The organism is Microbacterium sp. LMX7-1.2 (assembly GCF_040675935.1).
In the GTDB taxonomy this organism is placed as follows: Bacteria; Actinomycetota; Actinomycetes; order Actinomycetales; family Microbacteriaceae; genus Microbacterium.
Map to the genome: position 1 here is coordinate 3,718,555 of NZ_JBEGIL010000001.1, position 23,812 is coordinate 3,742,366.

General features: G+C 68.7%; 27 protein-coding genes and 1 tRNA gene. 17 read left to right on the forward strand and 11 right to left on the reverse strand.

Going from position 1 to position 23,812, the window contains the following annotated elements:
• Positions 1-3 precede the first annotated feature (3 nt).
• The 3 genes from MRBLMX7_RS18275 to MRBLMX7_RS18285 are packed head-to-tail and all read right to left on the reverse strand — an operon-like array spanning position 4 to position 3,598.
• A complete protein-coding gene (locus MRBLMX7_RS18275; protein WP_050720765.1) occupies positions 4-285 on the reverse strand; it encodes a hypothetical protein in 282 nt (93 codons plus the stop codon).
• 54 nt (positions 286-339) lie between these two features.
• A complete protein-coding gene (locus MRBLMX7_RS18280; RefSeq protein ID WP_363370669.1) occupies positions 340-1,593 on the reverse strand; it encodes an alpha/beta fold hydrolase in 1,254 nt (417 codons plus the stop codon).
• Position 1,594: 1 nt separating this feature from the next.
• Positions 1,595-3,598 carry a DUF262 domain-containing protein gene (locus MRBLMX7_RS18285; protein WP_363370671.1) on the reverse strand — a complete coding sequence of 668 codons (2,004 nt, stop codon included), beginning with the start codon at positions 3,596-3,598 and terminating at the stop codon, positions 1,595-1,597.
• Positions 3,599-3,775: 177 nt separating this feature from the next.
• Here MRBLMX7_RS18285 and MRBLMX7_RS18290 point away from each other — a divergent pair, with 177 nt between their 5' ends.
• Together MRBLMX7_RS18290 and MRBLMX7_RS18295 are read left to right on the forward strand one after the other, a co-directional pair.
• Positions 3,776-4,549, forward strand: a complete 774-nt coding sequence (locus MRBLMX7_RS18290; RefSeq protein ID WP_050721962.1) for a hypothetical protein — start codon at positions 3,776-3,778, stop codon at positions 4,547-4,549.
• 174 nt (positions 4,550-4,723) lie between these two features.
• On the forward strand, positions 4,724-5,227 hold the full coding sequence (locus MRBLMX7_RS18295; protein WP_050720768.1) for a DUF3145 domain-containing protein: 504 nt from the start codon (positions 4,724-4,726) through the stop codon (positions 5,225-5,227).
• Between the two features lie 139 nt (positions 5,228-5,366).
• On the opposite strand, the gene MRBLMX7_RS18300 is transcribed toward MRBLMX7_RS18295, so the two are convergent.
• Positions 5,367-6,770: a PLP-dependent aminotransferase family protein gene (locus tag MRBLMX7_RS18300; RefSeq protein WP_363370673.1), complete on the reverse strand. Its 1,404-nt coding sequence runs from the start codon at positions 6,768-6,770 to the stop codon at positions 5,367-5,369.
• A 95-nt stretch (positions 6,771-6,865) separates the two neighbouring features.
• On the opposite strand from MRBLMX7_RS18300, the gene MRBLMX7_RS18305 reads away from it, so the two are divergent.
• Entirely contained in the window at positions 6,866-7,531 is a 666-nt protein-coding gene (locus MRBLMX7_RS18305; RefSeq protein ID WP_363370675.1) for a YczE/YyaS/YitT family protein, read from the forward strand.
• Positions 7,532-7,598: 67 nt separating this feature from the next.
• Here MRBLMX7_RS18305 and MRBLMX7_RS18310 read toward each other — a convergent pair whose 3' ends face one another.
• The 6 genes from MRBLMX7_RS18310 to aceE all read right to left on the reverse strand — a co-directional run bounded on the left by MRBLMX7_RS18310 (position 7,599) and on the right by aceE (position 15,221).
• The gene (locus MRBLMX7_RS18310; protein WP_363370677.1) at positions 7,599-8,837 is read right to left on the reverse strand and encodes a beta-ketoacyl-[acyl-carrier-protein] synthase family protein; all 1,239 of its coding nucleotides are present in this window, start codon (positions 8,835-8,837) and stop codon (positions 7,599-7,601) included.
• A gap of 90 nt (positions 8,838-8,927) precedes the next feature.
• Positions 8,928-9,176, reverse strand: a complete 249-nt coding sequence (locus MRBLMX7_RS18315; protein WP_363370679.1) for an acyl carrier protein — start codon at positions 9,174-9,176, stop codon at positions 8,928-8,930.
• Between the two features lie 69 nt (positions 9,177-9,245).
• Positions 9,246-10,247, reverse strand: coding sequence for a beta-ketoacyl-ACP synthase III (locus MRBLMX7_RS18320; RefSeq protein WP_363370681.1), 1,002 nt, complete (start codon positions 10,245-10,247; stop codon positions 9,246-9,248).
• On the reverse strand, positions 10,244-11,164 hold the full coding sequence (locus tag MRBLMX7_RS18325) for an ACP S-malonyltransferase (protein ID WP_363370683.1): 921 nt from the start codon (positions 11,162-11,164) through the stop codon (positions 10,244-10,246). Before MRBLMX7_RS18325 ends, MRBLMX7_RS18320 begins: the two co-directional genes overlap by 4 nt.
• Positions 11,165-11,266: 102 nt before the next feature.
• A complete protein-coding gene (locus MRBLMX7_RS18330; RefSeq protein ID WP_050720775.1) occupies positions 11,267-12,463 on the reverse strand; it encodes a PucR family transcriptional regulator in 1,197 nt (398 codons plus the stop codon).
• Positions 12,464-12,494: 31 nt separating this feature from the next.
• A complete protein-coding gene (gene aceE / locus MRBLMX7_RS18335; RefSeq protein ID WP_363370685.1) occupies positions 12,495-15,221 on the reverse strand; it encodes a pyruvate dehydrogenase (acetyl-transferring), homodimeric type in 2,727 nt (908 codons plus the stop codon).
• A 153-nt stretch (positions 15,222-15,374) separates the two neighbouring features.
• Here aceE and MRBLMX7_RS18340 point away from each other — a divergent pair.
• Positions 15,375-15,447 (forward strand) — tRNA-Val (locus tag MRBLMX7_RS18340).
• On the opposite strand, the gene MRBLMX7_RS18345 is transcribed toward MRBLMX7_RS18340, so the two are convergent.
• Positions 15,407-15,694 (reverse strand): helix-turn-helix domain-containing protein, encoded by a 288-nt coding sequence (locus tag MRBLMX7_RS18345; RefSeq protein WP_363370993.1) that lies wholly within the window; start codon positions 15,692-15,694, stop codon positions 15,407-15,409. The two genes, MRBLMX7_RS18340 and MRBLMX7_RS18345, sit on opposite strands and share 41 nt — an antisense overlap.
• Before the next feature lie 84 nt (positions 15,695-15,778).
• On the opposite strand from MRBLMX7_RS18345, the gene MRBLMX7_RS18350 reads away from it, so the two are divergent.
• The 13 genes from MRBLMX7_RS18350 (at position 15,779) to MRBLMX7_RS18410 (ending at position 23,811) form a co-directional block, all read left to right on the forward strand.
• Complete coding sequence (locus MRBLMX7_RS18350; protein ID WP_363370687.1) at positions 15,779-15,958, forward strand: type IV toxin-antitoxin system AbiEi family antitoxin domain-containing protein; 180 nt, start codon at positions 15,779-15,781, stop codon at positions 15,956-15,958.
• A complete protein-coding gene (locus MRBLMX7_RS18355) occupies positions 15,951-16,163 on the forward strand; it encodes a hypothetical protein (RefSeq protein WP_363370689.1) in 213 nt (70 codons plus the stop codon). Before MRBLMX7_RS18350 ends, MRBLMX7_RS18355 begins: the two co-directional genes overlap by 8 nt.
• Positions 16,160-16,726, forward strand: coding sequence for a helix-turn-helix domain-containing protein (locus tag MRBLMX7_RS18360; RefSeq protein ID WP_363370691.1), 567 nt, complete (start codon positions 16,160-16,162; stop codon positions 16,724-16,726). Before MRBLMX7_RS18355 ends, MRBLMX7_RS18360 begins: the two co-directional genes overlap by 4 nt.
• Entirely contained in the window at positions 16,723-17,025 is a 303-nt protein-coding gene (locus MRBLMX7_RS18365; RefSeq protein WP_363370693.1) for a hypothetical protein, read from the forward strand. The genes MRBLMX7_RS18360 and MRBLMX7_RS18365 overlap by 4 nt, the downstream gene beginning before the upstream one ends.
• Before the next feature lie 95 nt (positions 17,026-17,120).
• A complete protein-coding gene (locus tag MRBLMX7_RS18370) occupies positions 17,121-17,417 on the forward strand; it encodes an HNH endonuclease signature motif containing protein (protein ID WP_363370694.1) in 297 nt (98 codons plus the stop codon).
• Positions 17,411-17,662: a hypothetical protein gene (locus MRBLMX7_RS18375; RefSeq protein ID WP_363370696.1), complete on the forward strand. Its 252-nt coding sequence runs from the start codon at positions 17,411-17,413 to the stop codon at positions 17,660-17,662. Before MRBLMX7_RS18370 ends, MRBLMX7_RS18375 begins: the two co-directional genes overlap by 7 nt.
• A gap of 71 nt (positions 17,663-17,733) precedes the next feature.
• Entirely contained in the window at positions 17,734-19,359 is a 1,626-nt protein-coding gene (locus tag MRBLMX7_RS18380) for a hypothetical protein (protein WP_363370698.1), read from the forward strand.
• Between the two features lie 184 nt (positions 19,360-19,543).
• The gene (locus MRBLMX7_RS18385; protein WP_363370700.1) at positions 19,544-19,777 is read left to right on the forward strand and encodes a hypothetical protein; all 234 of its coding nucleotides are present in this window, start codon (positions 19,544-19,546) and stop codon (positions 19,775-19,777) included.
• Between the two features lie 151 nt (positions 19,778-19,928).
• Positions 19,929-20,993, forward strand: coding sequence for a hypothetical protein (locus MRBLMX7_RS18390; RefSeq protein ID WP_363370702.1), 1,065 nt, complete (start codon positions 19,929-19,931; stop codon positions 20,991-20,993).
• Between the two features lie 3 nt (positions 20,994-20,996).
• Positions 20,997-22,592: a hypothetical protein gene (locus tag MRBLMX7_RS18395; protein WP_363370704.1), complete on the forward strand. Its 1,596-nt coding sequence runs from the start codon at positions 20,997-20,999 to the stop codon at positions 22,590-22,592.
• An 84-nt stretch (positions 22,593-22,676) separates the two neighbouring features.
• The gene (locus MRBLMX7_RS18400) at positions 22,677-23,024 is read left to right on the forward strand and encodes a hypothetical protein (RefSeq protein ID WP_363370706.1); all 348 of its coding nucleotides are present in this window, start codon (positions 22,677-22,679) and stop codon (positions 23,022-23,024) included.
• The gene (locus tag MRBLMX7_RS18405) at positions 23,024-23,410 is read left to right on the forward strand and encodes a hypothetical protein (RefSeq protein ID WP_363370707.1); all 387 of its coding nucleotides are present in this window, start codon (positions 23,024-23,026) and stop codon (positions 23,408-23,410) included. Before MRBLMX7_RS18400 ends, MRBLMX7_RS18405 begins: the two co-directional genes overlap by 1 nt.
• Positions 23,407-23,811, forward strand: a complete 405-nt coding sequence (locus MRBLMX7_RS18410; protein ID WP_363370709.1) for a hypothetical protein — start codon at positions 23,407-23,409, stop codon at positions 23,809-23,811. Before MRBLMX7_RS18405 ends, MRBLMX7_RS18410 begins: the two co-directional genes overlap by 4 nt.
• Position 23,812 lies beyond the last annotated feature (1 nt).

Below are 23,812 nucleotides of genomic sequence, written 5' to 3' on the forward strand. Positions count from 1 at the left end.
GGGTCAGAGATCGAGAGTGATGCGGTCGCCGCGGATGCCGTTCGGCGGATCCCCCGCGACGGGAGCAGGTGCCGTGCGCTTCGTCTGACGGTCGCGCTCCATGCCGGCACCGTGCGCCGACGGCATCCAGACGGCCTCGAAGGAGCCGCCCAGCCCGCCGCCCGGGCCCTCGTACTTGCGCTCGAGCGGCAGTCGCGAGTACACCGCGACGATCACGACGACGACCGCGATCACCACCACGAGCACGATCGCGATCGTCAGGAGCATTCCCACGGTCTCGGCCATGACACCCAGGCTACGGGGAGGCCGCAGGGATCGCGTCCCCCCACGGGATGACGTTCAGCGGATGCGGCGACCGTGCGCGAGATCGATGAGGCGCGTGAGCACGCCTCCGGAGCGGAGTCCGTTGTGCTCGTGCTCGCTCGTCACCCACAGGTCGACGCCGGGCAGCAGGCTCGCGGTCTCGAGCGAGAACTCCAAGGGCACGTAGACGTCGTTCACGTACACCGCGGCAGCGCCCGTGGCTCCGGAGGCCGCGATCGCGGTGGCGTCGTACACGCGCGGCCATTCGAACTCTGCGAGTTCCAGGGCCACGTCGCGCCACGGCTGGAACGCCGGGACCGTCTCGGTCCATTCCCGGCGGATGTGCTCGCCCGTGAAGAGGGTCACATCGTCGCGGAAGTCGTCGGGCTCCACGCGCTCGGCCGACCAGCGCGTCGCCTGACCGTCGGCGTAGCTCGACTCGTGGAACGCGAAGTACATCGGGTTGCGGCCGTCGAACGGCATCGCATGCTGCAGGTCGTACCGGAACGCGTTCGACGACGGGTCGCGCTCCAGCAGCGACCACATGGTCTGCCAGCCGTCGTCCGTGCCGAGCGCGGACCCCACCGACCTCAGCCGCGAGGGGGAGACCACCTCTCCGTCGGGGAGGATGATCTCGCCTGAGCCCGCGAGATCGACGAGCCGGCGCATCCGGTCGCGGTGCGCGGGGAAGCGGCGGTAGTAGCGCTCCGAGGCCGAGCGCATTTTGTCGTAGCAGAGGGCGTAGACCTCGTCGGGGTGGCGTCCGACCGTGCTGAGGCCTCCGGTGATGTACACGTCTGCGAGCGAGTCGGCGTGCGTGGACAGGTAGGCGAGCGTCGTGAAGCCGCCGAACGACTGCCCGAGGACGCTCCAGGTGATGGCGCCGAGGTGCTCGCGGAACGCCTCGCAGTCGCGCACGATCGAATCGGCTCGGAGGTGCGTGAGGTGCTCGGCGACGGCGGCGGACCCCTGCGCGAGAGCGTCATCGCCCACGGGACTCGACAGCCCCGTGCCGCGCTGGTCGAGCAGCACGAGCCGGTAGTGCGCGAGCGCCTCGTCGAGCCACGTCGGCGCCGTGGACGCGTGGAACGGTCGCGGCGCCTCGTGGCCCGGCCCGCCCTGCAGGAACACGAGGTAGGGAAGATGGTCGCCACCGTCGCGGGTCACCACGCGGGCGAAGACGTCGATCGTGCGAGGGTCGGCGGGATCGTCCCACACGAGCGGCAGCGTGAGCGTGTGCTCCTCGACGGCGAGGTCGAGGAGACGGTGGATGCTGGTGGTGCCTGTCATGTCACATCACATTCCCGATGTAGGAGTACTTCACGAAGACCTCGGAGGAGATGCCCGCCTCGTCGAGGACACCCTGCACGGCGCTCATCATGTAGTTCGAGTCCCAGCCCATGTAGAGGTGGTGCGTGTCGTCGAGCTGGTCCCACTGCCCCTTCCAGGCGGTCGCGTCGTAGATCGGCCCGCCGTGGGAGGCGCAGTAGGTCACCGCGGCGTCGCGCGTGTCGGTCCACGCGCGCCGGAACACCCGGTTGAACAGATGCTTGACGTCGTAGACCTCCCAGCGCTCGCCCCGGTACTCGACGTACTCGAACTCGCGCTCCCAGCCGGCGGGCCAGCCGCGGCGGCGCACCGCGTCGAGCACGGGAGTCAGGCCGTCGTCGTCGATCTCGGGCAGCGCCGGCCGTGCCCAGATGCGGAGGAGATCGGCAGTCAGGCGGATGGTCCGCGCCGAGATCGCCGCGGTGCCCCAGGTCGGGGTCTCTGCGAGCACCGCGGTCTCCGCGACGGAGCTGCGGGCGTAGGCGGACGACCGTTTGACGTCGTAGGACTCGCCGAACCAGCGCTCCGCGAGACCCTGCTCGAGCAGCGTCAGGTTGCCCAGCGTCGGAGCGAGGGCGCGATGGGCGTTGCGCTCGTCGTCGGAGTAGTCGATCCAGGGCCGCTGCCCGTCGCCCGACCAGCTGTCGCTCGGCACCGTCGGGACGATGTGCTCCACGTCGTAGTCGGTCGTGTCCTCGACGCCCTCGATGCGCCCGAGGACGTAGGCGGGGTGGGGGAGCTCGCTGTACTTCAGCACGGCGCTCACCCGCTCGTCGGAGGGCGTGATGCGGGCGAAGGCCCGGGCGAGGGCGTCGCGGCCGTTCGCGCGCGCGCGGCACAGGCGGGCGACGAGACGTTCGTTCGGCAGGTTGACGAGAGTGCGGCGAAGGTACATCGCCTGGATCCACTCGAGAGTCTGCAGCAGCTCCGCGCGCTCGATCAGGCCCCGTGCGTGATCGCTGTACACGCTGAGCACGAGCGGGTAGGCGGCGCGACCGAACGTGTTCACACCCCGGAGCTGCGCCGCGATCTCAGGATCGGCCTCGAGTGAGGGATCGAGCAGGATGCCGTAGATCTCGGCGTAATGGCGCCAGACCTCGGCATCCGCCTGCAGGTGCTCGACGTCCACGCGGGGGAAGGAATGCCGGAAGGCGCTGTACACGCCGTGCTCGCCGTTCGCGGCCACCTCGCGACCTGTCGTCATGACGAGGTAGTGCCGCCAGAACGCGCCGATCGTCTCACCCGTGTGGCGTTCGATCGGCAGCCAGAAGCGCGCCTCGACGTCGAGCTGCTCGGAGTGCGCCAGCCCCATGAGGATGTAGTTGTGGATGAGCTCGTGATCGCGCAGGGGCTCGCCCGTGGAGTTGAGGCTCTCGAAGATCTGCTGCGCGTTGGCCTCGGCGCCGAGCGTGATCGAGACGTGCTCGAGCCTGCGCAGGCCGCGCCAGATCGACGCCGCCTCCTCGGCGTGCACCTGGCTGCGGAAGAACGCGTAGTTGTCGTCGAAGCGCGATTCCCGGTCGGCGTGATCGCCGCGCTCGAGCACCACCGACTCGTAGAGCTCGGCCCAGGCGTCGTGCGGGCGCAGTTTGGTGCGGGCGGAATCGTCCGGACGCACGAGCACGCGCGAGAGCTCGGCGGCGAGGTCGGGGTCGCTGTCGCGCACTGCGTGCTGGAGGGCGGCGACGAGCAGCATGAGCGTCGTGATCCGCTGCTGGCCGTCGATCAGGACGAGGTCCGTGTCGGCATCCGAGTCGTCCGCGGCGGACAGGATCGAGCCGATGAAATGGCGGTGGGAGGAGTCCTCGCGGGCGACGGCGCGCACATCGGCGAGGAGCTGTTCGCAGCCCCCGATGTCCCACCGGTACTGCCTCTGATACACCGGGACGACGATGGTCGTGGAGTCTGCTGCGAGCCAATCGATCGTGTTGACGGCTGTCGCCTCGACGTTGGTCGCAGTGCTCATACTGGTGTCTCGTCCTCCCGTACCGCAGCGCGCCGGGGAGTCGCCCTGGCGCTCGATTCAGTCTATTCGCTTATTCACGGCGGCCCTCGGCGGCGCTCCCGACGCCCGCTGTTAGGCTTGCCTTATCAGGGCCTGTTAAAACGTGCTGGCCCCCGATGAAAGGACATGACCTCGATCATGGGATACATCACCTCGAAGGCGCTCGAAGACAAGGGATTCGTCGTACTCGACAGCTACAACCAGGAGCTCGACCCCAAGGAGTGGCTCGACATCGAGTACAACGACTGGAAGTCCTCGGGCGACACGCGCTTCGCTCCGCTCGCGAGCGCGAAGGGCGAGATCGAGTGCAACGGCTTCTGGAACCACAAGCCGCCGCGCACCGACAAGGACGGCGTCTGGATCGACTCGCAGACCGCCAAGGCGCCGAATCTCACCCGTCGCGCGCAGGAGCCCGGTGCGAACGTCGGCCGTTGCCGCGTGATCGAGCTGCAGCCGACGCCCTATGGCGAGTGCCTCTACAACCTCCACCAGGACGACAACAACCGTCTGAACCCCGACGGCACCGGCTGGGTGGTGCGCGGCTTCTTCAACCTCACCGACGACAAGGACAGCTTCTTCGTCCTGCGTGAGAACCGCACCGACCCGAGCATCGAGTACCGCATCGCTCTGCCGGCCGGCGCCCAGCTCATCGTGGACACCCAGCGTCTGTGGCACGCCGCCACGCACGTCGGCACCGAGCCGCGCTACTGCCTCATCACCTCGTGGACCTCGGGTCCCGAGCTCGACGCCTACATCGAGAAGTACAACGGCACGCAGGACGTGCCGAACGTCGAGGTCCCGCAGGATGTGCTCGAGGCCGGTTACGCCGAGCAGGCGCGTCGCGACGCCGCCCGTGCCGCGTACTACGCAGCCAAGGGCCAGCAGGTCAAGCAGGCCATGAGCGAGGCCTGAGCGCCCCCTCACACGGAGACCCCCGGTCGTCTGCGGCCGGGGGTCTTCGCGTCCCCGAATCACACGCTTGTGATTTCCTCGTCCCTGGGCGAGAATGGGCGCATAACCGCATATCTCGCCGGATCCCGTGGTTCAGGTCGTTGGGGAAGACGCACCTGATGAAACGGAGAGATCATGGCGACGGCTTACGCACGCGGAGTGGTGTTCATCCACTCTGCACCTCGCGCGCTCTGCCCGCACCTGGAATGGGCGGTCGGACGCGCTATCGGTCGCGCCGTCAGCTTCGACTGGAGCGACCAGCCCGTGCTCGACGGCGCCCGCCGTGCCGAGTTCTACTGGGATGGTCCGGTCGGAACCGGCGCCGCGCTCGCGACGGCTATCCGGGGCTGGGAGCACCTCCGCTTCGAGGTCACCGAGGATCCCACGCCGCGCAGCGACGGCGGTCGCTGGCTGCACACGCCGGATCTCGGCATCCACTACGCGCAGACGGATGCTGCGGGCAACATCGTGATCGGCGAGGACCGCATCCGCTACGCGATGGAGATCGCGGCCGGCAGTGCCGTCGAGCTGCAGCGCGAACTCGACATCGCCCTCGGCTCGGCATGGGATGAGGAGCTGGAGCCGTTCCGTCACGCGAGCGACGACGCGCGAGTCGTGTGGCTGCACAAGGTCGGTTGAGCACTTCCGGAGACGTGGAGCGGGGAGGCGCGAGTATCGGATGCCGGTGATCCGTCCCGGACGCTGAGAAAGCGAATCCCCCTCCAGATGACGAGGACCCCGCCCCTGCGAGGGGGTGGGGTCCTCGTCTGCGCGACGATCAGATGACCGCGGCGTGAGGGATCTCCTCGGTGCGGGGCGTGTCACCGGCATGGACGTCGTCCCACGCCAGCCGCAGGCGTTCCATGGCCAGTGCCGTCCGTTCCGGCGGCAGCGTGATGGGGATCCGCACCCGCCGCTCCAGCACCCCTCCCGTCGCGAACCGCGGGCCGGGCGGCAGCACGAGGCCGCGGTCACGCGCCGCAAGCGAGACGGCGGTCGAGACCGGAGCCCCGAGGTCGAGCCACGTGGACAGCCCGCCGGGCGTCGACGGCATCTCGACACCGTCGATGCCGCCGAGCCCCGCCGCCACGGCATCCCGGCCCAGACGCAGCCGGGAGGCGACATGAGTCGTGAGCGCGGGCATGTCCTGCAGGAGCTCGATCGCGATGCACTGCTCCAGCAGCGCTGTGCCGAGCTCGAACGTCGGGCGAGCGGCGAGCAGCCGAGCCACGAGCGCCCGATCGGCTCGGATCCACCCGATGCGCAGGCCCCCCCAGGCGATCTTCGACATCGAGCCGACCGTGATGACCTCCGGGCTGAACGCCGCGAACGGACGGGGAGACCATCCGCGGTCGATGTCGAGCTCCGAGGTCGTCTCGTCCACGATCACGTGGGTGCCGACGTTGCGGGCGGTGGTGGCGATCCGAGCGCGGGACGAGTCGGGGAGCGTCGCGCCGGTGGGGTTGTGGAAGTCGGGGATCAGGTACGCGACATGCGGCCGATCGCGCAGGAGGGTGTCTGTCACGTGTCGCTCGTCCCAGCCCTCGATGTCGACCGGGGTGGGGAGCATGCGGTATCCATGGTGGTGCAGCGCCTCACGCGCGTGCGGGAATGTGGGCTGCTCCACCAGGGCGCGCTCCCCGCGACGACCCAGCGTCGCGAGCACGAGGTTCAGGGCGTTGAGCGCTCCCGAGGTGATGACGATCTGATCCGCGTCGGTGGGGGCGCCGCGCTCGCGGAAGCGTCGGGCCACCGCTTCGCGCAACTCCGGGAGACCGCGCAGGGAGTATCCGCTCGTGCCGCGGAGTGCGGCAAGACGCGGCAGCGACCTCACGGTCGCGTCGTACAGTCCGGGCGTCGAATCCATGGAGGCGATCGAGAGGTCGATCATCGACTCGTCGTCCGCCTCGATCGAGGCGGACGACGCGTGGGGGAGCGCGACCCTGGTGCTGCCGCCGTGCACGCGCGACACGTAGCCGTCCTGGTCGAGGAGGTCGTACACCCGGGTCGTGGTCGAGCGCGAGCGGTGCAGCTCGAGTGCGAGCGCTCGCTCGCTCGGGAGACGCTCGCCGACGGTCAGCCGTCCGTCGAGGATCAGTGCGCGGATGCGGTCGGCGAGTTCGACGGCCGTGGCGCCGGCGACGTTCTGCGGTCCGAGGTGCTCGACGAGTCGGGAGGTCATGCATCCAGCATGCCGGAAAGTGGACTGGAATCGTCAGGCCACTTTCTTCTCACTGGCCTCGACGGGAACAGGGGCCTCCGCGCCACGATGGAGGGATGCAGCTCCGCTCCCCGTTCCTCCCGGTCACCGCGACCAGTCGACGCGATCTCGCCGAGCGTCTCGCGCAGCTCGTGATCGGCCTCTTCCTGTACGGCGTCGCCCTCGGCTTCATGGTGCGCGGGGGGATCGGCGTCGCCCCGTGGGACGTCCTGGCTCTGGGAGTGTCCGAGCAGTTCGGTCTGGGCTACGGTCTCGTGACCGTGCTGGTGTCGATCGTCGTGCTGCTCCTGTGGATTCCCCTGCGCCAACGCGTGGGGATCGGCACCGTGCTCAACGCCCTCCTGATCGGACCCAGCGCCGACCTCACTCTCGCGGTCGTCCCCGCCCCGCCGTCGGTGTGGATCGGTGCGCCGATGTTCGTCGCCGGTCTCGTCCTGCTCGCCTTCGCGACCGGCCTGTACATCGCGGCGGACTTCGGACCCGGACCGCGCGACGGCCTGATGACCGGTCTCGTGGCCCGAACCGGATGGCGCGTCTGGATCGTCCGCACATTGATCGAGGGCAGCGTCCTCGTGATCGGCTTCCTGCTCGGCGGACCGGTCGGCGTGGGCACGGTGCTCTTCGCGTTCGGCGTCGGCCCGCTGGTCGGAGTGTTCCTGCCCTGGGCCACCCGGATGCGCGCGGCGCGGTCGCAGCAGCTCGCCCGGACGTCGCGGGTGTAGTCCCGCGCCCGGAGACGAAAGGGGCCGCCCCGGGGTCATCCCCGGGGCGGCCCCTTCTTCGTGCGGGTCAGAGCTCGTTCGCGAACACGGCGACGGCGTTGTGGCCACCGAAGCCGAAGGAGTTGCTGATCGCGATCTGCGGGCCGTCGCCGAGCGGCTGGGCCTCGCCCGAGAGCTTGAAGGGCACTGCAGGGTCGGGCTCCGTCATGTTGATGGTCGGCGGCGCGACGCGGTCGCGGAGCGCCAGCAGCGAGAAGATCGCCTCGAGCGCGCCGGTGCCGCCGAGCAGGTGGCCCGTCGACGCCTTGGTCGCCGAGACGGGGATCTCGTCGATGCGGTCGCCGAAGACCTTGCGCAGCGCGACGTACTCGTTCGGGTCGCCCACCGGCGTCGACGTGGCGTGCGCGTTGATGTGCGTGACCTGGTCGGCCGTGATGCCGGCGCCTTCGAGCGCCTGGGTCACGGCGCGCGCCGCTCCGTTGCCCTCGGGGTCGTTGCCGGTGATGTGGTAGGCGTCGGCCGTGACGGAGCCGCCCAGCACGTAGCCGTAGATCTTCGCGCCGCGCGCCTTCGCGTGCTCCTCGGTCTCGAGGATCAGCGCAGCCGCGCCCTCGCCCATCACGAAGCCATCGCGGTCGATCGCGCCGGGACGCGATGCCGACGCGGGGTCGTCGTTGCGGCGCGACAGCGCCTGAGCTGAGGCGAAGGACGCCATCGTGATCGGGTGGATCGCCGACTCGGTGCCGCCCGCGATCACGACGTCCGCGAGGCCCTCCTGCAGGTGGTCGTAGGCGTGGATGATCGACTCGGTGCTCGAGGCGCACGCGCTCACCACGGTCTGGGCGTAGGCGCGGGCCTCGAACTGCAGCGAGAGGTTGCCCGCCGCGGCGTTCGGCATGAGCATCGGAACGGTGAGGGGCATCACACGGCGCGGGCCCTTCTCGCGCAGCGTGTCCCACGCGTCGAGGAGGGTCCAGAGGCCGCCGATGCCGGTCGCGAAGTCGACGCCGAGACGCTCAGGGGCGACCTCGGGCGAGCCGGCATCCGCCCAGGCCTCCCGTGCCGCGATCAGGGCGAACTGCGAGGACGGGTCGAGGCGCTTGGCCTCGTGGCGCGGAAGGACCTCTTCGGGACGGACGATCGCCTCGGCCGCGAAGGTCACGGGGAGCTGATACTGCTCTACCCAATCGTGCTCGAGGGTGCGGGCGCCGGAGACTCCGGCGAGGAGGTTGGTCCAGTTCTCGGGGGCGGTCCCGCCGATGGCGGACGTGGCGCCGATGCCGGTGACGACGATGCGCTTGGTCATGTGTGGTTCCTTGTCAGGCGGGTCGAGCGGAGGGCGGGCAAGGCAGAGGATGCCACGCCCCGCGGATGCGGGGGTGGCATCCTGGCTGGACTACTGCTGGCCTGCGACGATGAAGTCGACGGCGTCGCCGACCGTCTTGAGGTTCTTGACCTCGTCGTCCGGGATGGTGACGCCGAACTTCTCCTCGGCGTTGACGACGATCGTCATCATCGAGATCGAGTCGATGTCGAGGTCGTCGGTGAACGACTTCTCGAGGGCGACCTCGGAGGCGTTGATGCCGGTCTCGTCGGTGATCAGCTCTGCGAGGCCGGAGAGGACCTCATCCTTGGTGAAAGCCATTGTGGTCTTCCTTTTCTTACGGGGTTGATTTCGGAACCGTGGAACAGTCTAGGGAAGGTCGGGGCGTTCTCAGGGGAGGACGACGACCTGGGCGGCGAAGACGAGCCCCGCGCCGAAGCCGATCTGCAGGGCCAGGCCGCCGGAGAGCTCGGGGTGCTCGGCCATCAGACGGTGGCTCGCGAGCGGGATCGACGCCGCCGAGGTGTTCCCCGTGGTCTCGATGTCGCGCGCGATCACGGTCGACTCCGGCAGGCCGAGCTGCTTGGCGAACTCGTCGATGATGCGCATGTTGGCCTGGTGCGGGATGAACGCCGCAATGTCGGCGGGCTCGACGCCCGCCTTGTCGAGAGCCTCGCGTGCGACCTTCGCCATCTCCCACACGGCCCAGCGGAAGACCGTCTGACCCTCCTGCCGCAGCGTCGGCCACGGCGCCTCGCCGTCGCGGAACTCGGTCAGCGTGCTGTTCATTCCCACGGCATCGGCCTTCGAGCCGTCGGAGCCCCATACTGCGGGAGCGATGCCCGGGACGTCGCTGGGGCCGATCAGTGCGGCCCCCGCGCCGTCGCCGAGCAGGAAGGAGATGCTCCGGTCGGTCGGGTCGACGATGTCGGAGAGCTTCTCGGTGCCGATGACCAGCGCATAGCGCGCGGCACCGGCCTTGATGAGGGCGTCGGCCTGCGTGACCGCGTAGGCGTAGCCGGCGCAGGCGGCGTTCACGTCGTAGGCTGCCGCCGGGTTCGCACCGACACGATCGGCGACGATCGCCGAGACCGAGGGCGTCTGCTTGGGGTTGCTGATCGTGGCCACGATCACGAGGTCGACCTGGTCCGCGGGCACGCCGGACTTCTCGATGGCCTCGGTCGCAGCGGTGGCTGCGAGGTCGATCGCGTCGGTGCCCTTGTCGGCGCGCACACGCGTGACGATGCCGGTGCGCTGCCGGATCCACTCGTCGCTCGAGTCGATCGGCCCCACGAGGTCGTCGTTCGGCACGGCGTTCTCGCCGCGCGCGGCACCATACGAATAGATGCGGGTGTAGGCGGGACCCGAGACCTGGTTCAGGGCGGCGGTCATGCTGCTTCTCCGTTCAGCAGCGCGACGGCTGCGTCGAGGTCTTCGGGGGTCTTCACGGCGACGGTCGGCACGCCGCGCAGGCCGCGCTTGGCGAGCCCGGTCAGGGCCCCGGCGGGCGCCAGCTCGATCAGGCCGGTGATTCCCTGGTCTGCGAACGACGTCATGCAGAGGTCCCAGCGCACGGGGGAGGAGACCTGGTCGACGAGGTACGACAGCGCGGTCGCCCCGTCGGAGACGACGGAGCCGTCGCGGTTGGTCCACAGCGTGATGGTGGGGTCCGATGGGGTCACCGTCGCGACGGCGTCGCGCAGAGCATCGACAGCCGACGACATGTAGGACGTGTGGAACGCGCCGGCGACCTGGAGGGGGATGACGCGGGTGCCCTTGACCGGCTCGCTCGCGAGGGCATCGAGCCCTGCGAGCTCGCCGGCGACCACGATCTGGCCGCCGCCGTTGAAGTTCGCGGGGGACAGCCCGAGGTCCGTGAGACGGGCGAGGAGAGTCTCCTCGTCTCCGCCGAGCACGGCGCTCATACCGGTCGGGGTCTGCGCTGCGGCATCCGCCATCGCTCGACCACGGATGCCCACGAGACGCATGCCGGCCTCGGCATCGATCACGCCGCTGTCCACGAGCGCGGCGATCTCGCCGACCGAGTGTCCGGCGACGCCGTCGGCGCGGCGGCCCGCGCGGGACTCCAGAGCGGTCGCGGCGACGAGGGACGCGGCGACGATCAGCGGCTGCGCGATGCGCGTGTCGCGGATCGTGTCGGCATCCGACACGGTGCCGTGCTGCTCGAGGTCGACCTGAGCGGCCTCGGAGTAGGCGGCGATACTCTCAGCCGCACCGTCCAGCTCGAGCCAGGGGGAGAGGAAACCGGGGGTCTGCGAGCCCTGTCCTGGGCATACGACGACAATCACATTCCCAAGTCTGCCAACGATCGGGCGGAAGCGGTGGATGATCCATCACAAGTTTCGGAAGATCCCTTGTGTATGGCGTACAGTCTCGGCGTGTCGCGGACGTCAGCGTGTGGGGCGACGCAGAGGCGCACGCCTGCGGACCTGATCCGCTGCGCCGATCGACCCGAGGATGAGCGCGGTCTGCAGGATCAGCGCTTCGCGCGGACCCGTGGCATCCCAGCCGATGACCTCGCTCACGCGCTTGAGGCGGTAGCGGACCGTGTTCGGATGCACGAACAGCTCGCGCGCGGTCGCCTCGAGCGAGCGTCCGTTGTCGAGATAGCTCCAGAGCGTCGTCACGAGATCGGTCGAGTGCGCCTGCAGCGGGCGATAGATGCGTTCGATCAGCGTCTGCTTGGCAAGCGGATCGCCCGCCAGAGCACGCTCGGGGAGGAGGTCGTCGGCATCGACGGGGCGCGGCGCGCTGCGCCAAGCCCGCGCCACGGCGAAACCCGCGAGCGCGGCGCGCGCGCTCTGGCTCGCGTCGACGAGCGCTGCCACGGCCGGCCCGAGGACGACATAGCCGGGTCCGAACGACGGCTCGAGCCGGGAGGCGATCTCGTCGAAGCCCAGCTCGGGCTCCTCGCCCTCCTGGCCCGGAACGCGGGCGCGGCCGATCACGAGCACGAGCCGGGAGCCCTGCACGCCGATCAGCACGTCGATCGAGAGCTTGCGTGCCGTGCGGCGCACGAGATCGACGTCGAACTGCGGGGGAGTCGTGCCGACGAGCACCGCGACCTCGCCGTGACCGTGCCATCCGAGCGCGGCGATCCGACTGGGGAGCTCCTCGTCGGCCTCGCCCGTGAGGATCGAGTCGACGACCAGTGCCTCCAGCCGGGCATCCCATAGGCCTCGGGCTTCGGCGGCACGGGCGTAGACGTCGGCGGCCGCGAAGGCGAGGTCGCGTGAGTACAGCAGGATCGCCTCACGGAGATCCTCTCCGCGCCCGGCGACGCGCTCCTCCGTGACCTCGACGGTGACGCGGATGAGCTGCAGCGTCTGCTGCAGACTGACGCTCCGCAGCAGCTCGCGCGGAGCCGCCGCGAAGATGTCGGCGGCGATCCACGGGGTCGACGTCGGATCGTCGTACCACTGGATGAACGAGGTGATGCCGGCCTGAGCCACCAGCCCGACCGCAGAGCGGCGGGCCGGTGGCATGTCGGCGTACCACGGGAGCGTGTCCTCCAGCCGCTTGATCGTCACCGAGGCGATGTCACCGGAGATCCGGCGCAGCCAGGTGAGCGTCGCGGCCTTGTCCATTCCGCGTGCAGACGATGCTGTCACCGATGGCTCAGCTTTCGCCGCCCGCGTTGCCGCTCGTGCCCGCGTTCACATCGTGGAGGCGGTACTTCTCGATGGCCTGTGCGGCCAGCGAGCGGTCGACCGTGCCCTCCTCGGCGAGTGCCTGCAGAGTGCGGACGACGAGCGAGGGACCGTCGATCTTGAAGTAACGACGAGCCGCGGCACGCGTGTCGGAGAAGCCGAAGTCGTCGGCGCCGAGCGTGGCGTAGCGGTTCGGGACCCACGGACGGATCTGGTCCTGCACGGCGTGCATGAAATCGCTCACCGCGACGACCGGACCCTCGGCGCCCTGCAGCTTCTGGGTGAGGTAGGCCGTGCGCGGCTCCTCCTCCGGGTGCAGGAAGTTGTGCTCGTCGGCGGCGAGGCCGTCACGGCGCAACTCGGTCCAGGACGTGACGGACCAGACATCCGCCGCGACGTTCCAGTCGTTCTTCAGGAGCTCCTGCGCCTCCAGCGCCCACGGCAGGCCGACGCCCGACGCGAAGAGCTGGGCGCGGGGGCCGTCCCCCTCGCCGACCGAGACGCGGTGGATGCCGCGCACGATGCCGTCGACGTCCACGTCCTCGGGCTCCTTGGGCTGCACGAGCGGCTCGTTGTAGACCGTCATGTAGTACATGACGTTCGGGTCGGGGTGGTTGCCCCCGTACATCCGCTCCAGACCGTCGCGCACGATGTGCGCGATCTCGTAGCCGTAGGCCGGGTCGTAGGAGATCGTCGCCGGGTTGGTCGAGGCGAGCAGGTGCGAGTGTCCGTCGGCGTGCTGCAGGCCCTCGCCCGTGAGGGTGGTGCGACCCGCGGTGGCGCCGATGATGAAGCCGCGCGCCATCTGGTCGCCGGCGGCCCACTGGGCGTCGCCCGTGCGCTGGAAGCCGAACATCGAGTAGAAGATGTAGATCGGGATGAGCGGCTCGCCGTGCGTGGCGTACGAGGTGCCCGCCGCGGTGAACGCGGCCAGGGCGCCGGCCTCGTTGATGCCAACGTGCACGATCTGGCCCTGCGGGCTCTCCTTGTAGGCCAGGAGCAGCTCGCGATCGACCGACGTGTAGTGCTGGCCGTTCGGGTTGTAGATCTTCGCCGTCGGGAAGTAGGCGTCCATGCCGAACGTGCGCGCTTCGTCGGGGATGATCGGCACGATGCGGTGGCCGAAGTCCTTGGTGCGCAGCAGGTCCTTCAGGAGACGGACGAACGCCATGGTCGTGGCGATCTCCTGCGTGCCGGAGCCCTTCTTGGGCAGCGCGTACGCGGCATCGTCGGGCAGCGAGAGCCCCACGTGCGTCGAGCGGCGCTCCGGAAGGAAGCCGCCGAGTGCCCGGCGGCGCTCGAGCATGTACTGGATCGTCTCGTCCTGGGGTCCCGGGTTGTAGTACGGGGGCAGGTACGGGTTCTCCTCGAGCTGCGCGTCCGTGATCGGGATGTGCATGGTGTCGCGGAACGTCTTGAGGTTGTCCAGCGTCATCTTCTTCATCTGGTGGGTCGCGTTGCGACCCTCGAAGTGCGGGCCGAGGCCGTAGCCCTTGACCGTCTTCGCCAGGATGACTGTCGGCTGGCCCTTGTGCTCGGCCGCCGCCTTGAAGGCCGCGTAGACCTTGCGGTAGTCGTGGCCGCCGCGCTTGAGGTGCCAGACCTGGTCGTCGGTGTAGTCCGACACCAGGGCTGCGGCGCGCTCATCCTTGCCGAAGAAGTGCTCGCGGACGTACGCGCCGGACTCGGCCTTGTACGTCTGGTAGTCGCCGTCCGGCGTCTGGTTCATGATGTTGAGCAGCGCGCCCTCGGTGTCGCGGGCGAGCAGGTCGTCCCACTCGCGGCCCCAGACGACCTTGATGACGTTCCAGCCGGCGCCGCGGAAGTACGACTCCAGCTCCTGGATGATCTTGCCGTTTCCGCGGACGGGGCCGTCCAGGCGCTGCAGGTTGCAGTTGATCACGAAGTTGAGGTTGTCGAGGCCCTCGTTGGCGGCGACCTGGAGCTGGCCGCGGCTCTCGATCTCGTCCATCTCGCCGTCGCCGAGGAAGGCCCACACCTGCGAGGACGACGTGTCCTTGATGCCGCGGTTCTCCAGGTACTTGTTCGACATGGCCTGGTAGATCGCGTTGATCGGGCCGAGGCCCATCGACACGGTCGGGAACTGCCAGTAGTCCTGCATCTGGCGCGGGTGCGGGTACGACGGGATGCCGAACGGCGCCTGCGACTGCTCCTGACGGAAGCCGTCGAGGTGCTGCTCGCTCAGACGGCCCTCGAGGAACGACCGGGCGTAGATGCCGGGCGACGCGTGTCCCTGGATGAAGATCTGGTCGGCGCCGCCGGGGTTGTCGGCACCGCGGAAGAAGTGGTTGAAGCCGACCTCGTACAGCGCCGCCGAGGACGCATAGGTCGAGATGTGGCCGCCGACGCCGATGCCGGGGCGCTGTGCGCGGTGCACCGTGACGGCCGCGTTCCAGCGGATCCACGCGCGGTAGCGGCGCTCGATCTCCTCGTCACCGGGGAACTCGGGCTCGTTCTCGACCGCGATCGTGTTGATGTAGTCGGTGGTCGGGACCATCGGCACGCTCAGGTGCAGCTCCTTGGAGCGCTTGAGCAGGCTCAGCATGATCTCGCGTCCGCGGCCATGCCCCTTCGCCTCGACGAGCTCGTCGAGCGACTGCTGCCACTCGCCCGTCTCTTCCGGATCGCTGTCGAGGTTGCCCTGGGAGTACGGATCCTGGTCGTGCACAGTCACGGGGGAGCCTTTCGTCATGCTGGCAGGTCATGCCAAGGAAACGGGAAGCGACGCGGGCAGCCTTGTCGGCTGTGCACAACGCGTGCCGCCCTCAGCCTATCCCTCTTCCACGACATGGGTGCGCATCGGGTCGTCTGTAGACTGGTCGCACCAGGGCCTTTAGCTCAGCTGGTAGAGCGCCACGTTTACACCGTGGATGTCGTCGGTTCGATCCCGGCAGGGCCCACAGGATCGGTCGGGACGTTGCCTGTCTCGATCCACTCGAAGGGAACGCCGGTCGCCAGAGCCCAGAGGCGCATGTTGGCGCGGCTCGGCACGCGGTGCCCGTTCTCTGCGGCCGAGATCGTCGCACGAGCCATGGACGTGCGCGCTGCGAAGTCTGCCTGGCCGTAGCCGGCGCTCTCGCGTGCCTTCCGGAGCCGGTCGGCAATCGTCCATTCGGGGATCTGTCCCGGTGCGGTCATCATCGTCATGCGTCCAACCTTAGACGTAACGTCGAGAGTCGTGCAAGCGTGTCAGGCTGGACATTTGCCTAGTCTTGTGCGTACGTTAGACATATGTCTCACATTGAACTCCTGACTACCCGCGATGTAGCGGCAGCTCTCGGAGTCTCGACCCGCGAGATTGCCCGCCGCGTCGAGACCGGAGCGCTCGAGCCCGTACACAAGATGCCCGGCATCCGTGGAGGGTTCTTGTTCGATCGCTCGGTAGCCGAGACGGAGTCAGCCGATGCTTGAGAAGCTCATGCTCGCGCAGATGCTCGAGGACACGAAGGCGGGCACCCACATGGCGGGCGCGGACGTCGACAGCGACGGAACGGCACGCGTGGAGCTGCTCGAGCGACTCGAGGTCGGGTGGAGGAACATCACTACCGGCGAACCCACCACGTCGCTGGACATGGCTCATCGGTTCGACGACGTAGTGGTGACGAGGCTCCCGTGAGCGTCGAGTCAATGGCAATCGCGCTGCACCACTCCCGCGCCAAGGGCACGGCGAAGCTCGTGCTCCTCGGCATCGCGAACCACGACGGCGACGGCGGTGCGTGGCCCGCTGTGAAGCAGCTTGCGAAGTACGCCGGCGTCGACCCGCGCAACGTACAGCGCGCGATCGATCAGCTCGAGAAGCTGCACGAGATCCGTCGTCACGTGCAGGCCGGCGGTGACCACCGGTTCGCCGCCCACGAGCGCCCGAATCGCTACTCGTTCCTGCTCCGATGCCCCATTGACTGTGACCGGACGGCTCAGCACCGGATGCCGGAGGACAGCCCCGCCGTCCTCGAGATCGACGCCCCTGAGGGGGTGGCGCAGGCGTCACCCCCTGACGCTTCCGCCGGGGGAGGGGTGGCGCAGGCGTCACCCAAACCATCCCTTAACCACCCCAATACCTCGAAGAAGAAATCTCACGTTGATAACCGCGCGAGCCGCGGAGCCTGTGGACACGACCTCATCGACGACCGTCACTGCGAACGCGGATGCGCCGCAGCTCGAGTGCAGGAGACAGCATGACCACCCTCGACCCCCACGCACCCACGAACACCGACCGCATCGCGCTCAGCAACCAGCTCTACGAACTCGCCGAGTCGTTCCTGCTCGAGGCGCAGCTGTGGACCTCAACCGACGCCCAGCAGCAGTGCGCACGATCCGGACGCACCATCGCAGAGATCGCCCGACAGCTCCTCGCAGGGCGCGCCGACTTCGCCAAGGCGACCGCCTATGCCGACGCATCGAAGCTGATCCTCGACAACGTCATCGCCTGCCGACGGTTCTTCACATCCATGCTCACCCCCCCGTCGAGGGGAGTCTGACGTGATCGACAACATCGAGCCCGTGCCCGCGATCATCACCGGCGTCCTGCTCTGGACGCTGCTCGTCACCCTCTGGATCGGAGACAGGAGACGCCGTGTCCAAGCATCACCGCGACAGCAATCACACATCGGGCACGTACCACCTGCGACCCGAGATCGAAGCACGTCTGCCCTTGCCCTGCACCGAGTGCGGTCGACCCGTCGAGAAGGGACAACGGTGGCACGTCGCGCACCTGATCCCAGCATCGAAGGGCGGACGCACTACACGACAGAACACGGGAGCTGCGCACGCGCTCTGCAACTTGAGAGCGGGCGGGAAGCTCGGAGCCAAGACCACCAACGGACGCAGGCGCAGCAGCGCCGGAGCGCGTGAAGGGATCAGACCATGGTGAAGCTGCCGAAGGATCGTCACGGCAACGAGGGATGGGCTGTCAAGGCGCGCAAGCCGCATCGCTGCGAGTGGCACGGCTACGACTGTGAAGGCATCGAAGCCGGTGACTGGTACTACCGCGCAGTCGCGTGGCCCCGCACCGATGCGAACAACGGCAACGTGCCGTGGATCCTGCTCCTGTGCCGCGGATGCTTGCACGATGAGCGCCGCGCACAGTTCGACGAGGTAGTGAAGGCGGCTGCGTGATGTCGAGCGCGATGGTTTTTGAGAACTCGTCTGTACCTCCGCTAGCGGGCAGCACAAGTTTTTCTCCCCATGTGTGGGAGAAGCTGAGGGACCGGGCGCTCGAGCCGACATGGTGCGCGAACCTCGACGATTCGTACGAGCTGCGCGCTGAGTTCCTCGCGGGAGCTGCGCTCATGGGCTACGTACTCGTCGATCTCGACGACGCGGATGCCGTCGAGGCCGTGCGCACCGCCGATCCGCAGCTTGAGCCCCTCAAGCCGCACCAGCTGCTCATCGCCGACGCGCTCAACGCCGGCGACCCGCGCGCCGTGCTCGAGATCCCGCGCCGCGGCACGAAGACGACCACGATCCTCTGCTGGTGCCTAGGCCGTTGCGTGTCGCGCCCGCGCTACAAGGTGACGTTCTCGGCGCAGACCGGCATGGCTGGCGTGTCGGCGCTCGACGAGTGGGCACGTGACGGCCTCGACCGGATCTCCCCGCCCGACGACGAGGGCGTGCCGCCGTGGCTGCGCGGCGTGAAGCGCAAGCCCGCCGCGCAGGTCCGCCACGAGGCGCTGTTCGGCATGGACGCGATCCCGCACGACGAGCCCGACACGTACGGTCGCGGCTTCCGCGTGCTCCGCGGCAACACGAAGGCCGGCGTCTACTTCGACAACGGCTCGAGCTTCCAGGTCGTGCGCCCCGAGGCGAAGGCCTACCGCGGCAAGGCCGCTGACGTGTCGTGGATAGACGAGGCGCAGGAGATCGAGCCTGAGGACGGCGCCGCGCTGCTCGCCGGCATCCTGCCCCTTCAGGACACACGCCCCGACTCCAAGATCATCGTGTCGGGCACCGCGGGGGAGCAGCGCGCCGGCGTGCTTTGGACGTTCCTCGAGCAGCTCCGCCTCGGCAAGCCAGGCATGGGCGGTCTCGACTACGCTGCCCCCGAGGACACCCCGTGGTCGGTCGTCGAGGACGTGGACGCCGCGATGGACCTGCTCGAGACCGTGCACCCCGGCGTCGGCACGCTCACGACCATCGAGACGATGCGCGAGCGTTGGCACGGCATCCCACGCCCCGAGTGGGCTCGCGAGTACCTGTCGCTCTGGCCCGAGACGTACGGCGAGCGTGCCGTGCCCGGAGAGTGGTGGACCCGAACCGAGCGCGGCAAGCGCCCGCCCCTCCCGCGCCGCGTCGCGTTCGGCATCGCCGTCAAGCCCGGCGGCGGCGTCTCCGCGATCGTCGCCGCCTACCGCGACAACAAGAAGCGCGCCGTGATCGAGGTAGTCGACCACCGCACCGGGACGCTCTGGCTCCCCAAGAGGATGCAGGAGCTGTCGAAGCGGTATCCCGGATGCACGATCGCGTTCGACGACATCGCCGAGGGCAAGGCCACCGCGACCGAGGCGCAGAGGCTCCGCCCCAAGCCGCGGCTCCGGATGCAGACATACCGCGAGACCGCCGCAGGGTGCATCCAGTTTCTCCGCGACCTCGAGCGCGGCACGCTCATCCACTTCACCGGACAGACCGGCCTCGACGTCGCCGTGGAGCGAGCCGCGAAGCGCGAGACACGCAACGACCAGGGAATCTGGCTGTTCACGCCCATGGAACGCGGCGACGACATCACCTGCCTCGACGCCGCCGTGCGAGCGCTCCGCAACTGGGACCAGCACTACGACACGAAGTCGAACGACAGCACCGGGATCGTCGCAGCATGAATCTGCGCTGGGTGACCCTCGACCACTACACGTCCGCAGCCAGTGGAGCGCACACAGTGATCGCGCGGCTACACGTCGCAGACGAGCTGGGAGAGTTCGCTTTCCGGTGCGGACACGTTCACCGCAGCGAGGACACGGCGCGCCGCTGCGCCGCAGAGCAGTGGCCGGATGCCGAGGTGAGGGCATGAGCGTCGCGGCGAAGATCCGCCGCGAGATCACCCGCGACGGCAAGACCGTCCGCTACGTGCACGTGTTCTGTGACGCCTGCAAGTACTGGCACGGGTTCGGGTTCACGGTCCGCGAGTCGTTCGAGCCCGCCGAGCGACACCTGATGAACGTGCACGGAATGGATGCGCGCGAGGCAAGCACGGCACGCCGGCAGTGGGAACACGACCAGAAGAGCAAGACCACCGAGTAGTCCGCAGGGGAAGCGGGTAGGTGCACGGCTGGGGACGATGCGCCGGCGACGGGCGGTGAGCTGGGGAGCCACCGCCCGTTTCGCTGCCCGCGACACCCCGACACGCCGCCCCGAACCGGAAAGGTAACACCCTCTCCGGATAGTCAAACACGTGAAACTCTCCCGGAAAGTCGAAGTGCTCGAGAAGGCCGCATCTGGCAACCTCCTGCCGTTCCCGGGGTCGGCAATGGCCGCGACGTCAGGCATCGTCTCGCCGTGGTCTGAGGGCGAACTGAACAAGTTCGTCTGGTCCGACATCTACGGGCTCGAGGTCGCGAAGGTCACCCGCAAGGAAGCGCTAAGCGTCCCGGCGGTCGCCGCAGCTCGCCACCGCATCGTGCAGCTCGCCGATCGGCCCCTGCGAGCGCTCCGCGGCGCTGAGGACGTCACAACGAATCACGCATGGCTGTACCGCACGGATACGGCGGTCACGCCCTGGATGCGCCTCGCCGCCACGTTCGATGACTGGATCTTCTACGGCGAGTCGCTGTGGCTGCTCGAGCGCGGCGCGAAGCCCGAGGGTTCCGCTTACGCGCCGATCAAGGACGCCGTGCATGTCCCGTACGACCGGTGGGAGGTCAACCCCACCGGCGAGATCCTCGTCGACAAGCAACCCGTTGCGGCGGAGTCCGTCCTGTACTTCCCCGGCCCGTTCGAGGGACTACTGAACGTCGCTACCGAGACGATCCGCGCCGCGAAGGCGCTCGAGCGCGCGTGGGCGTCCCGCGTCCGCAACCCCACGCCGACCGTGATCCTAGAGGAGCGCGAAGACGGCACCGTCAGTAAGAAGGAAGCCGGCGAGTACGTGCGGGCTGTCTCGAAGGCGCTGCGCGACCCTGACGGCGCGGTGATGTTCGTCCCGCAGAAGATGAACCTGCGTCTCGAGGCCGGCGGCACGATCGATGTGCTCGACAAGGCTCGCAACGCGGTCCGCATCGACCTCGCGAACTTCCTCAACCTGAACGCATCCGCTCTCGACGGGGCGAAGGCGCAGGCCTCGCTCACGTACGAGACGCAGGAGACCGAAAAGCAGGAGCTCGAGGACCGTCTGTCGTTCTGGACCTCTCCATTCGAGCACCGCCTGTCGATGGATGACGTTGTGCCGCGCGGCACGCGGGTCCGGTTCGACTTCGCCACCACCACGCCGGCACAGACCGGCACCCCTACGGAGGACTGACACATGGAAGTTGGACTGTTCGAGCGGGTCGGAGATTCCCGCATCGTGCGCGGGCTGCTGCTGCCGTTCGGCGAGCTGTCGCGCCCCAACCAGAGCGGCACCGAGTCGATCATGTTCAGCGCGGACAGCATCTCGCTCCCGCGCGATCCGAGCATCATCACCCTGAACATCGGTCACGACCGTTTCAACCCCATCGGCCGCGCGGTCGCGCTCACGAAGACCGCACGCGGCGTCGAAGCGGATTTCGCGATCGCGGAGACCGACGAGGGCGACGCCTACCTGACCGGCGGATTCCGCAAGCTGTCCGCCGAGGTCGCCGACATCATCCGCCGCGGCGCTCAGGCCGTGCAGTCGCGGCTCACGGGCGCTGCCGCAGTCCCGGAGGGCGCGTTCGCGTCCGCCGGCCTGTTCGCTCTCGCCGAGGGCGAGGAGATCACCGAGGTCAACGACGAGCCGTCCGAGACCAAGGAGGAGACGACCGAGACGTTCACGGACGAGCAGGGCGTCGAGCACGAGCGCAAGGTCACCCGCGTCACGCGAGTGGACGGCGAGACCACCACCATCACCGAAACCATCGTCATCACCGAGCCGGAAGCACCGGCAGAAGGAGAGGCAGAAATGCCCAACGCAACTGTTCCCCAGACGCTCCTCGCCGGCAAGATCGCCGCCGCCGAGCCCGAGAAGCTCACCGCCGCGATGTTCGCCGCCGCGGTCGCCGCCGCGATCCGTCAGCCCGAGCAGGCGGAGACACTGCTCGCCGCACTCAACGACGTCAAGGTCTCCGGTACCAACCAGGTCGGAACCGCCGCGATCGCCCCCGACTACATCGGTGAGATCTGGTCCGGCATCCCGTTCGCCCGCCGCATCATCCCCCTCCTCCTGCACGGCGATCTCACGTCGCTCCGCACGATCGGGTGGCGATGGGTCGTCGAGCCCGAGGTCGCCGAGTGGGCAGGCAACAAGGCCAACGTGCCTTCGAACACGCCGACCACCGAGAACGCAGAGTGGGGCATCCAGCGCTTCGCAGGCGGCTGGGACCTCGCCCGCGAGTTCATCGACTTCGGCGAGACCGAGGTCGTCAACTCCTTCCTGACCGCCGCCGCCGGCTCGTACGCCAAGAAGTCTGACGCGTGGGCGCTCGCGCAGCTCCTCGCCGCCGCGACCACCTCGAACGTCGAGGATCTGCCCGCCGACGTCCCGCCTGCTCTCGTCGGCATCGTCGACGGCGCGCTCGGCATCATCGCGAACGACGCACGACCGTCGTACGCGCTCGTCAACCCGGCCGACTACCGCCCGCTGCTCTTCACCAAGAAGAGCGACGTGCTCGAGTACCTGAACCTTGGTCTCGGCCTCGAGGACGGCGACCTGTCCGGATTCAGCATCGTTCCCCACACGGGAGTGCCCGAGGGCGAGGTCGTCACCGGTGCCCGCGAGGCCGCCGCGGTTCACGAGCTGCCGGGCTCGCCGATCCGCGTCAACGCGCTCGACATGGTCAAGGGCGGTGTGGACGAGGCACTGTTCGGCTACGTCCAGTTCCGCGACTACTTCAAGGCCGGCATCCGCCGCGTCTCGCTCACGCCCGCCGGCGGCGGCGCGTAACCGGGCCGGTGCGCCCGGCGGAGCCCCCAGCATCCCACCCGCCGGGCGCACCTGACCACCACCACCGACACGAAAGGACGAGCCGTGGCCGTCGAATGGATCACCCCCGACGAACTCCCCGACCTGTGGGACACCGCCGAGGGCATCGACATGGACCTCCGTGCCGACATGCTCGACGCCGCGCAGGACGCCTGCGAGGCGTGGCTACCGGCAGAGGACGACCCGCAGCGCCCCCGCGACCGCACGGTGCGTCTCGCGCAGCTCACGCTCGTCCGAGGGCTGTGGAACGACGCGATCGCCGACGAATCCGGATCGATCGGCGGCGACGGGTTCGACTACAACCCACCCTGGCTCGCCCGCGAAGCCCGCCGTATGATGCGCCCGCCCCGCGGCGGCAACGCCCTCGCCACCGGCCACGACGAGGACGACTGATGCCCGGGTACGCGGACCTCCGCGCCCGCCTCGAGAACGATCTCCTTGCGCAGATCACCGCCGGGACATTCCAGTTCGTCCCGGTCCAGAAGAACATCGACCGCCCCTCGAAGCCGACGCTCATGCTCAAGCTCTCGAGCGTCTCCCGTCACGTCGCAGCACAGGGCGTGCTCATGCCGACGTTCATCCTGACCGTGATCTCGGAGAAGACCGACCCCGGCCAGGCCGACCAGCATCTCGACGAGCTGCTCGACATCCTGCTCGAGCCGATCCAGAAGCTCCGGTGGGTCGCGTTCCGCGGGGCCGACAAGGTCTCTTTCCAGTCCAAGTTCACCGCCTACGACATCTCGCTCGAGGCGCTCACCGCAATCAAGAAAGCAGAGTGACCATGTTCAACCCGCTCTACATGACCGAGTCCAAGATCACCATCGGTGGGACCGCCTACGAGGCCGAGGTCTCCGGCGTGCGGCTCACCCCGACGTCGAGCACCGCGACGTGGAAGGGACTCAAGAAGGGGTCCAGCTTCACGAAGGGCGGGCTCGCGACGTGGGCCGCCGGCATCAACTTCGGCCAGGACCACGAGGCCGCGACGAGCCTCTCGACGTTCCTGTTCGAGCACGAGGGCGAAGAGTTCCCGTTCGTCATCGAGCCGATCGACGGCGGCACCGGATTCTCCGGGACTCTCATCGCTCAGGCCGGTGAGATCGGCGGCGACGTCGACACGTTCGGTACGGCGTCGGTGACCCTGCCCGTGCAGGGCAAGCCGACCCGCACGCCCGCCGCGTAAG

Excerpts from the sequence above, each read along its gene's own strand:
- MRBLMX7_RS18405 (WP_363370707.1), top strand. The coding sequence starts at position 23,024 with ATGCCCGGGTACGCGGACCTCCGCGCCCGCCTCGAGAACGATCTCCTT.
- MRBLMX7_RS18375 (WP_363370696.1), top strand. The coding sequence starts at position 17,411 with ATGGTGAAGCTGCCGAAGGATCGTCACGGCAACGAGGGATGGGCTGTC.
- MRBLMX7_RS18395 (WP_363370704.1), top strand. The coding sequence starts at position 20,997 with ATGGAAGTTGGACTGTTCGAGCGGGTCGGAGATTCCCGCATCGTGCGC.
- MRBLMX7_RS18310 (WP_363370677.1), bottom strand. The coding sequence starts at position 8,837 with ATGACCAAGCGCATCGTCGTCACCGGCATCGGCGCCACGTCCGCCATC.
- MRBLMX7_RS18365 (WP_363370693.1), top strand. The coding sequence starts at position 16,723 with ATGACCACCCTCGACCCCCACGCACCCACGAACACCGACCGCATCGCG.
- MRBLMX7_RS18295 (WP_050720768.1), top strand. The coding sequence starts at position 4,724 with ATGGCGACGGCTTACGCACGCGGAGTGGTGTTCATCCACTCTGCACCT.
- MRBLMX7_RS18305 (WP_363370675.1), top strand. The coding sequence starts at position 6,866 with ATGCAGCTCCGCTCCCCGTTCCTCCCGGTCACCGCGACCAGTCGACGC.
- MRBLMX7_RS18300 (WP_363370673.1), bottom strand. The coding sequence starts at position 6,770 with ATGACCTCCCGACTCGTCGAGCACCTCGGACCGCAGAACGTCGCCGGC.
- MRBLMX7_RS18355 (WP_363370689.1), top strand. The coding sequence starts at position 15,951 with ATGCTTGAGAAGCTCATGCTCGCGCAGATGCTCGAGGACACGAAGGCG.
- MRBLMX7_RS18320 (WP_363370681.1), bottom strand. The coding sequence starts at position 10,247 with ATGACCGCCGCCCTGAACCAGGTCTCGGGTCCCGCCTACACCCGCATC.
- MRBLMX7_RS18385 (WP_363370700.1), top strand. The coding sequence starts at position 19,544 with ATGAGCGTCGCGGCGAAGATCCGCCGCGAGATCACCCGCGACGGCAAG.
- MRBLMX7_RS18315 (WP_363370679.1), bottom strand. The coding sequence starts at position 9,176 with ATGGCTTTCACCAAGGATGAGGTCCTCTCCGGCCTCGCAGAGCTGATC.
- MRBLMX7_RS18350 (WP_363370687.1), top strand. The coding sequence starts at position 15,779 with ATGTCTCACATTGAACTCCTGACTACCCGCGATGTAGCGGCAGCTCTC.
- MRBLMX7_RS18290 (WP_050721962.1), top strand. The coding sequence starts at position 3,776 with ATGGGATACATCACCTCGAAGGCGCTCGAAGACAAGGGATTCGTCGTA.
- MRBLMX7_RS18275 (WP_050720765.1), bottom strand. The coding sequence starts at position 285 with ATGGCCGAGACCGTGGGAATGCTCCTGACGATCGCGATCGTGCTCGTG.
- MRBLMX7_RS18345 (WP_363370993.1), bottom strand. The coding sequence starts at position 15,694 with ATGACGATGATGACCGCACCGGGACAGATCCCCGAATGGACGATTGCC.
- MRBLMX7_RS18330 (WP_050720775.1), bottom strand. The coding sequence starts at position 12,463 with ATGGACAAGGCCGCGACGCTCACCTGGCTGCGCCGGATCTCCGGTGAC.
- MRBLMX7_RS18280 (WP_363370669.1), bottom strand. The coding sequence starts at position 1,593 with ATGACAGGCACCACCAGCATCCACCGTCTCCTCGACCTCGCCGTCGAG.
- MRBLMX7_RS18285 (WP_363370671.1), bottom strand. The coding sequence starts at position 3,598 with ATGAGCACTGCGACCAACGTCGAGGCGACAGCCGTCAACACGATCGAT.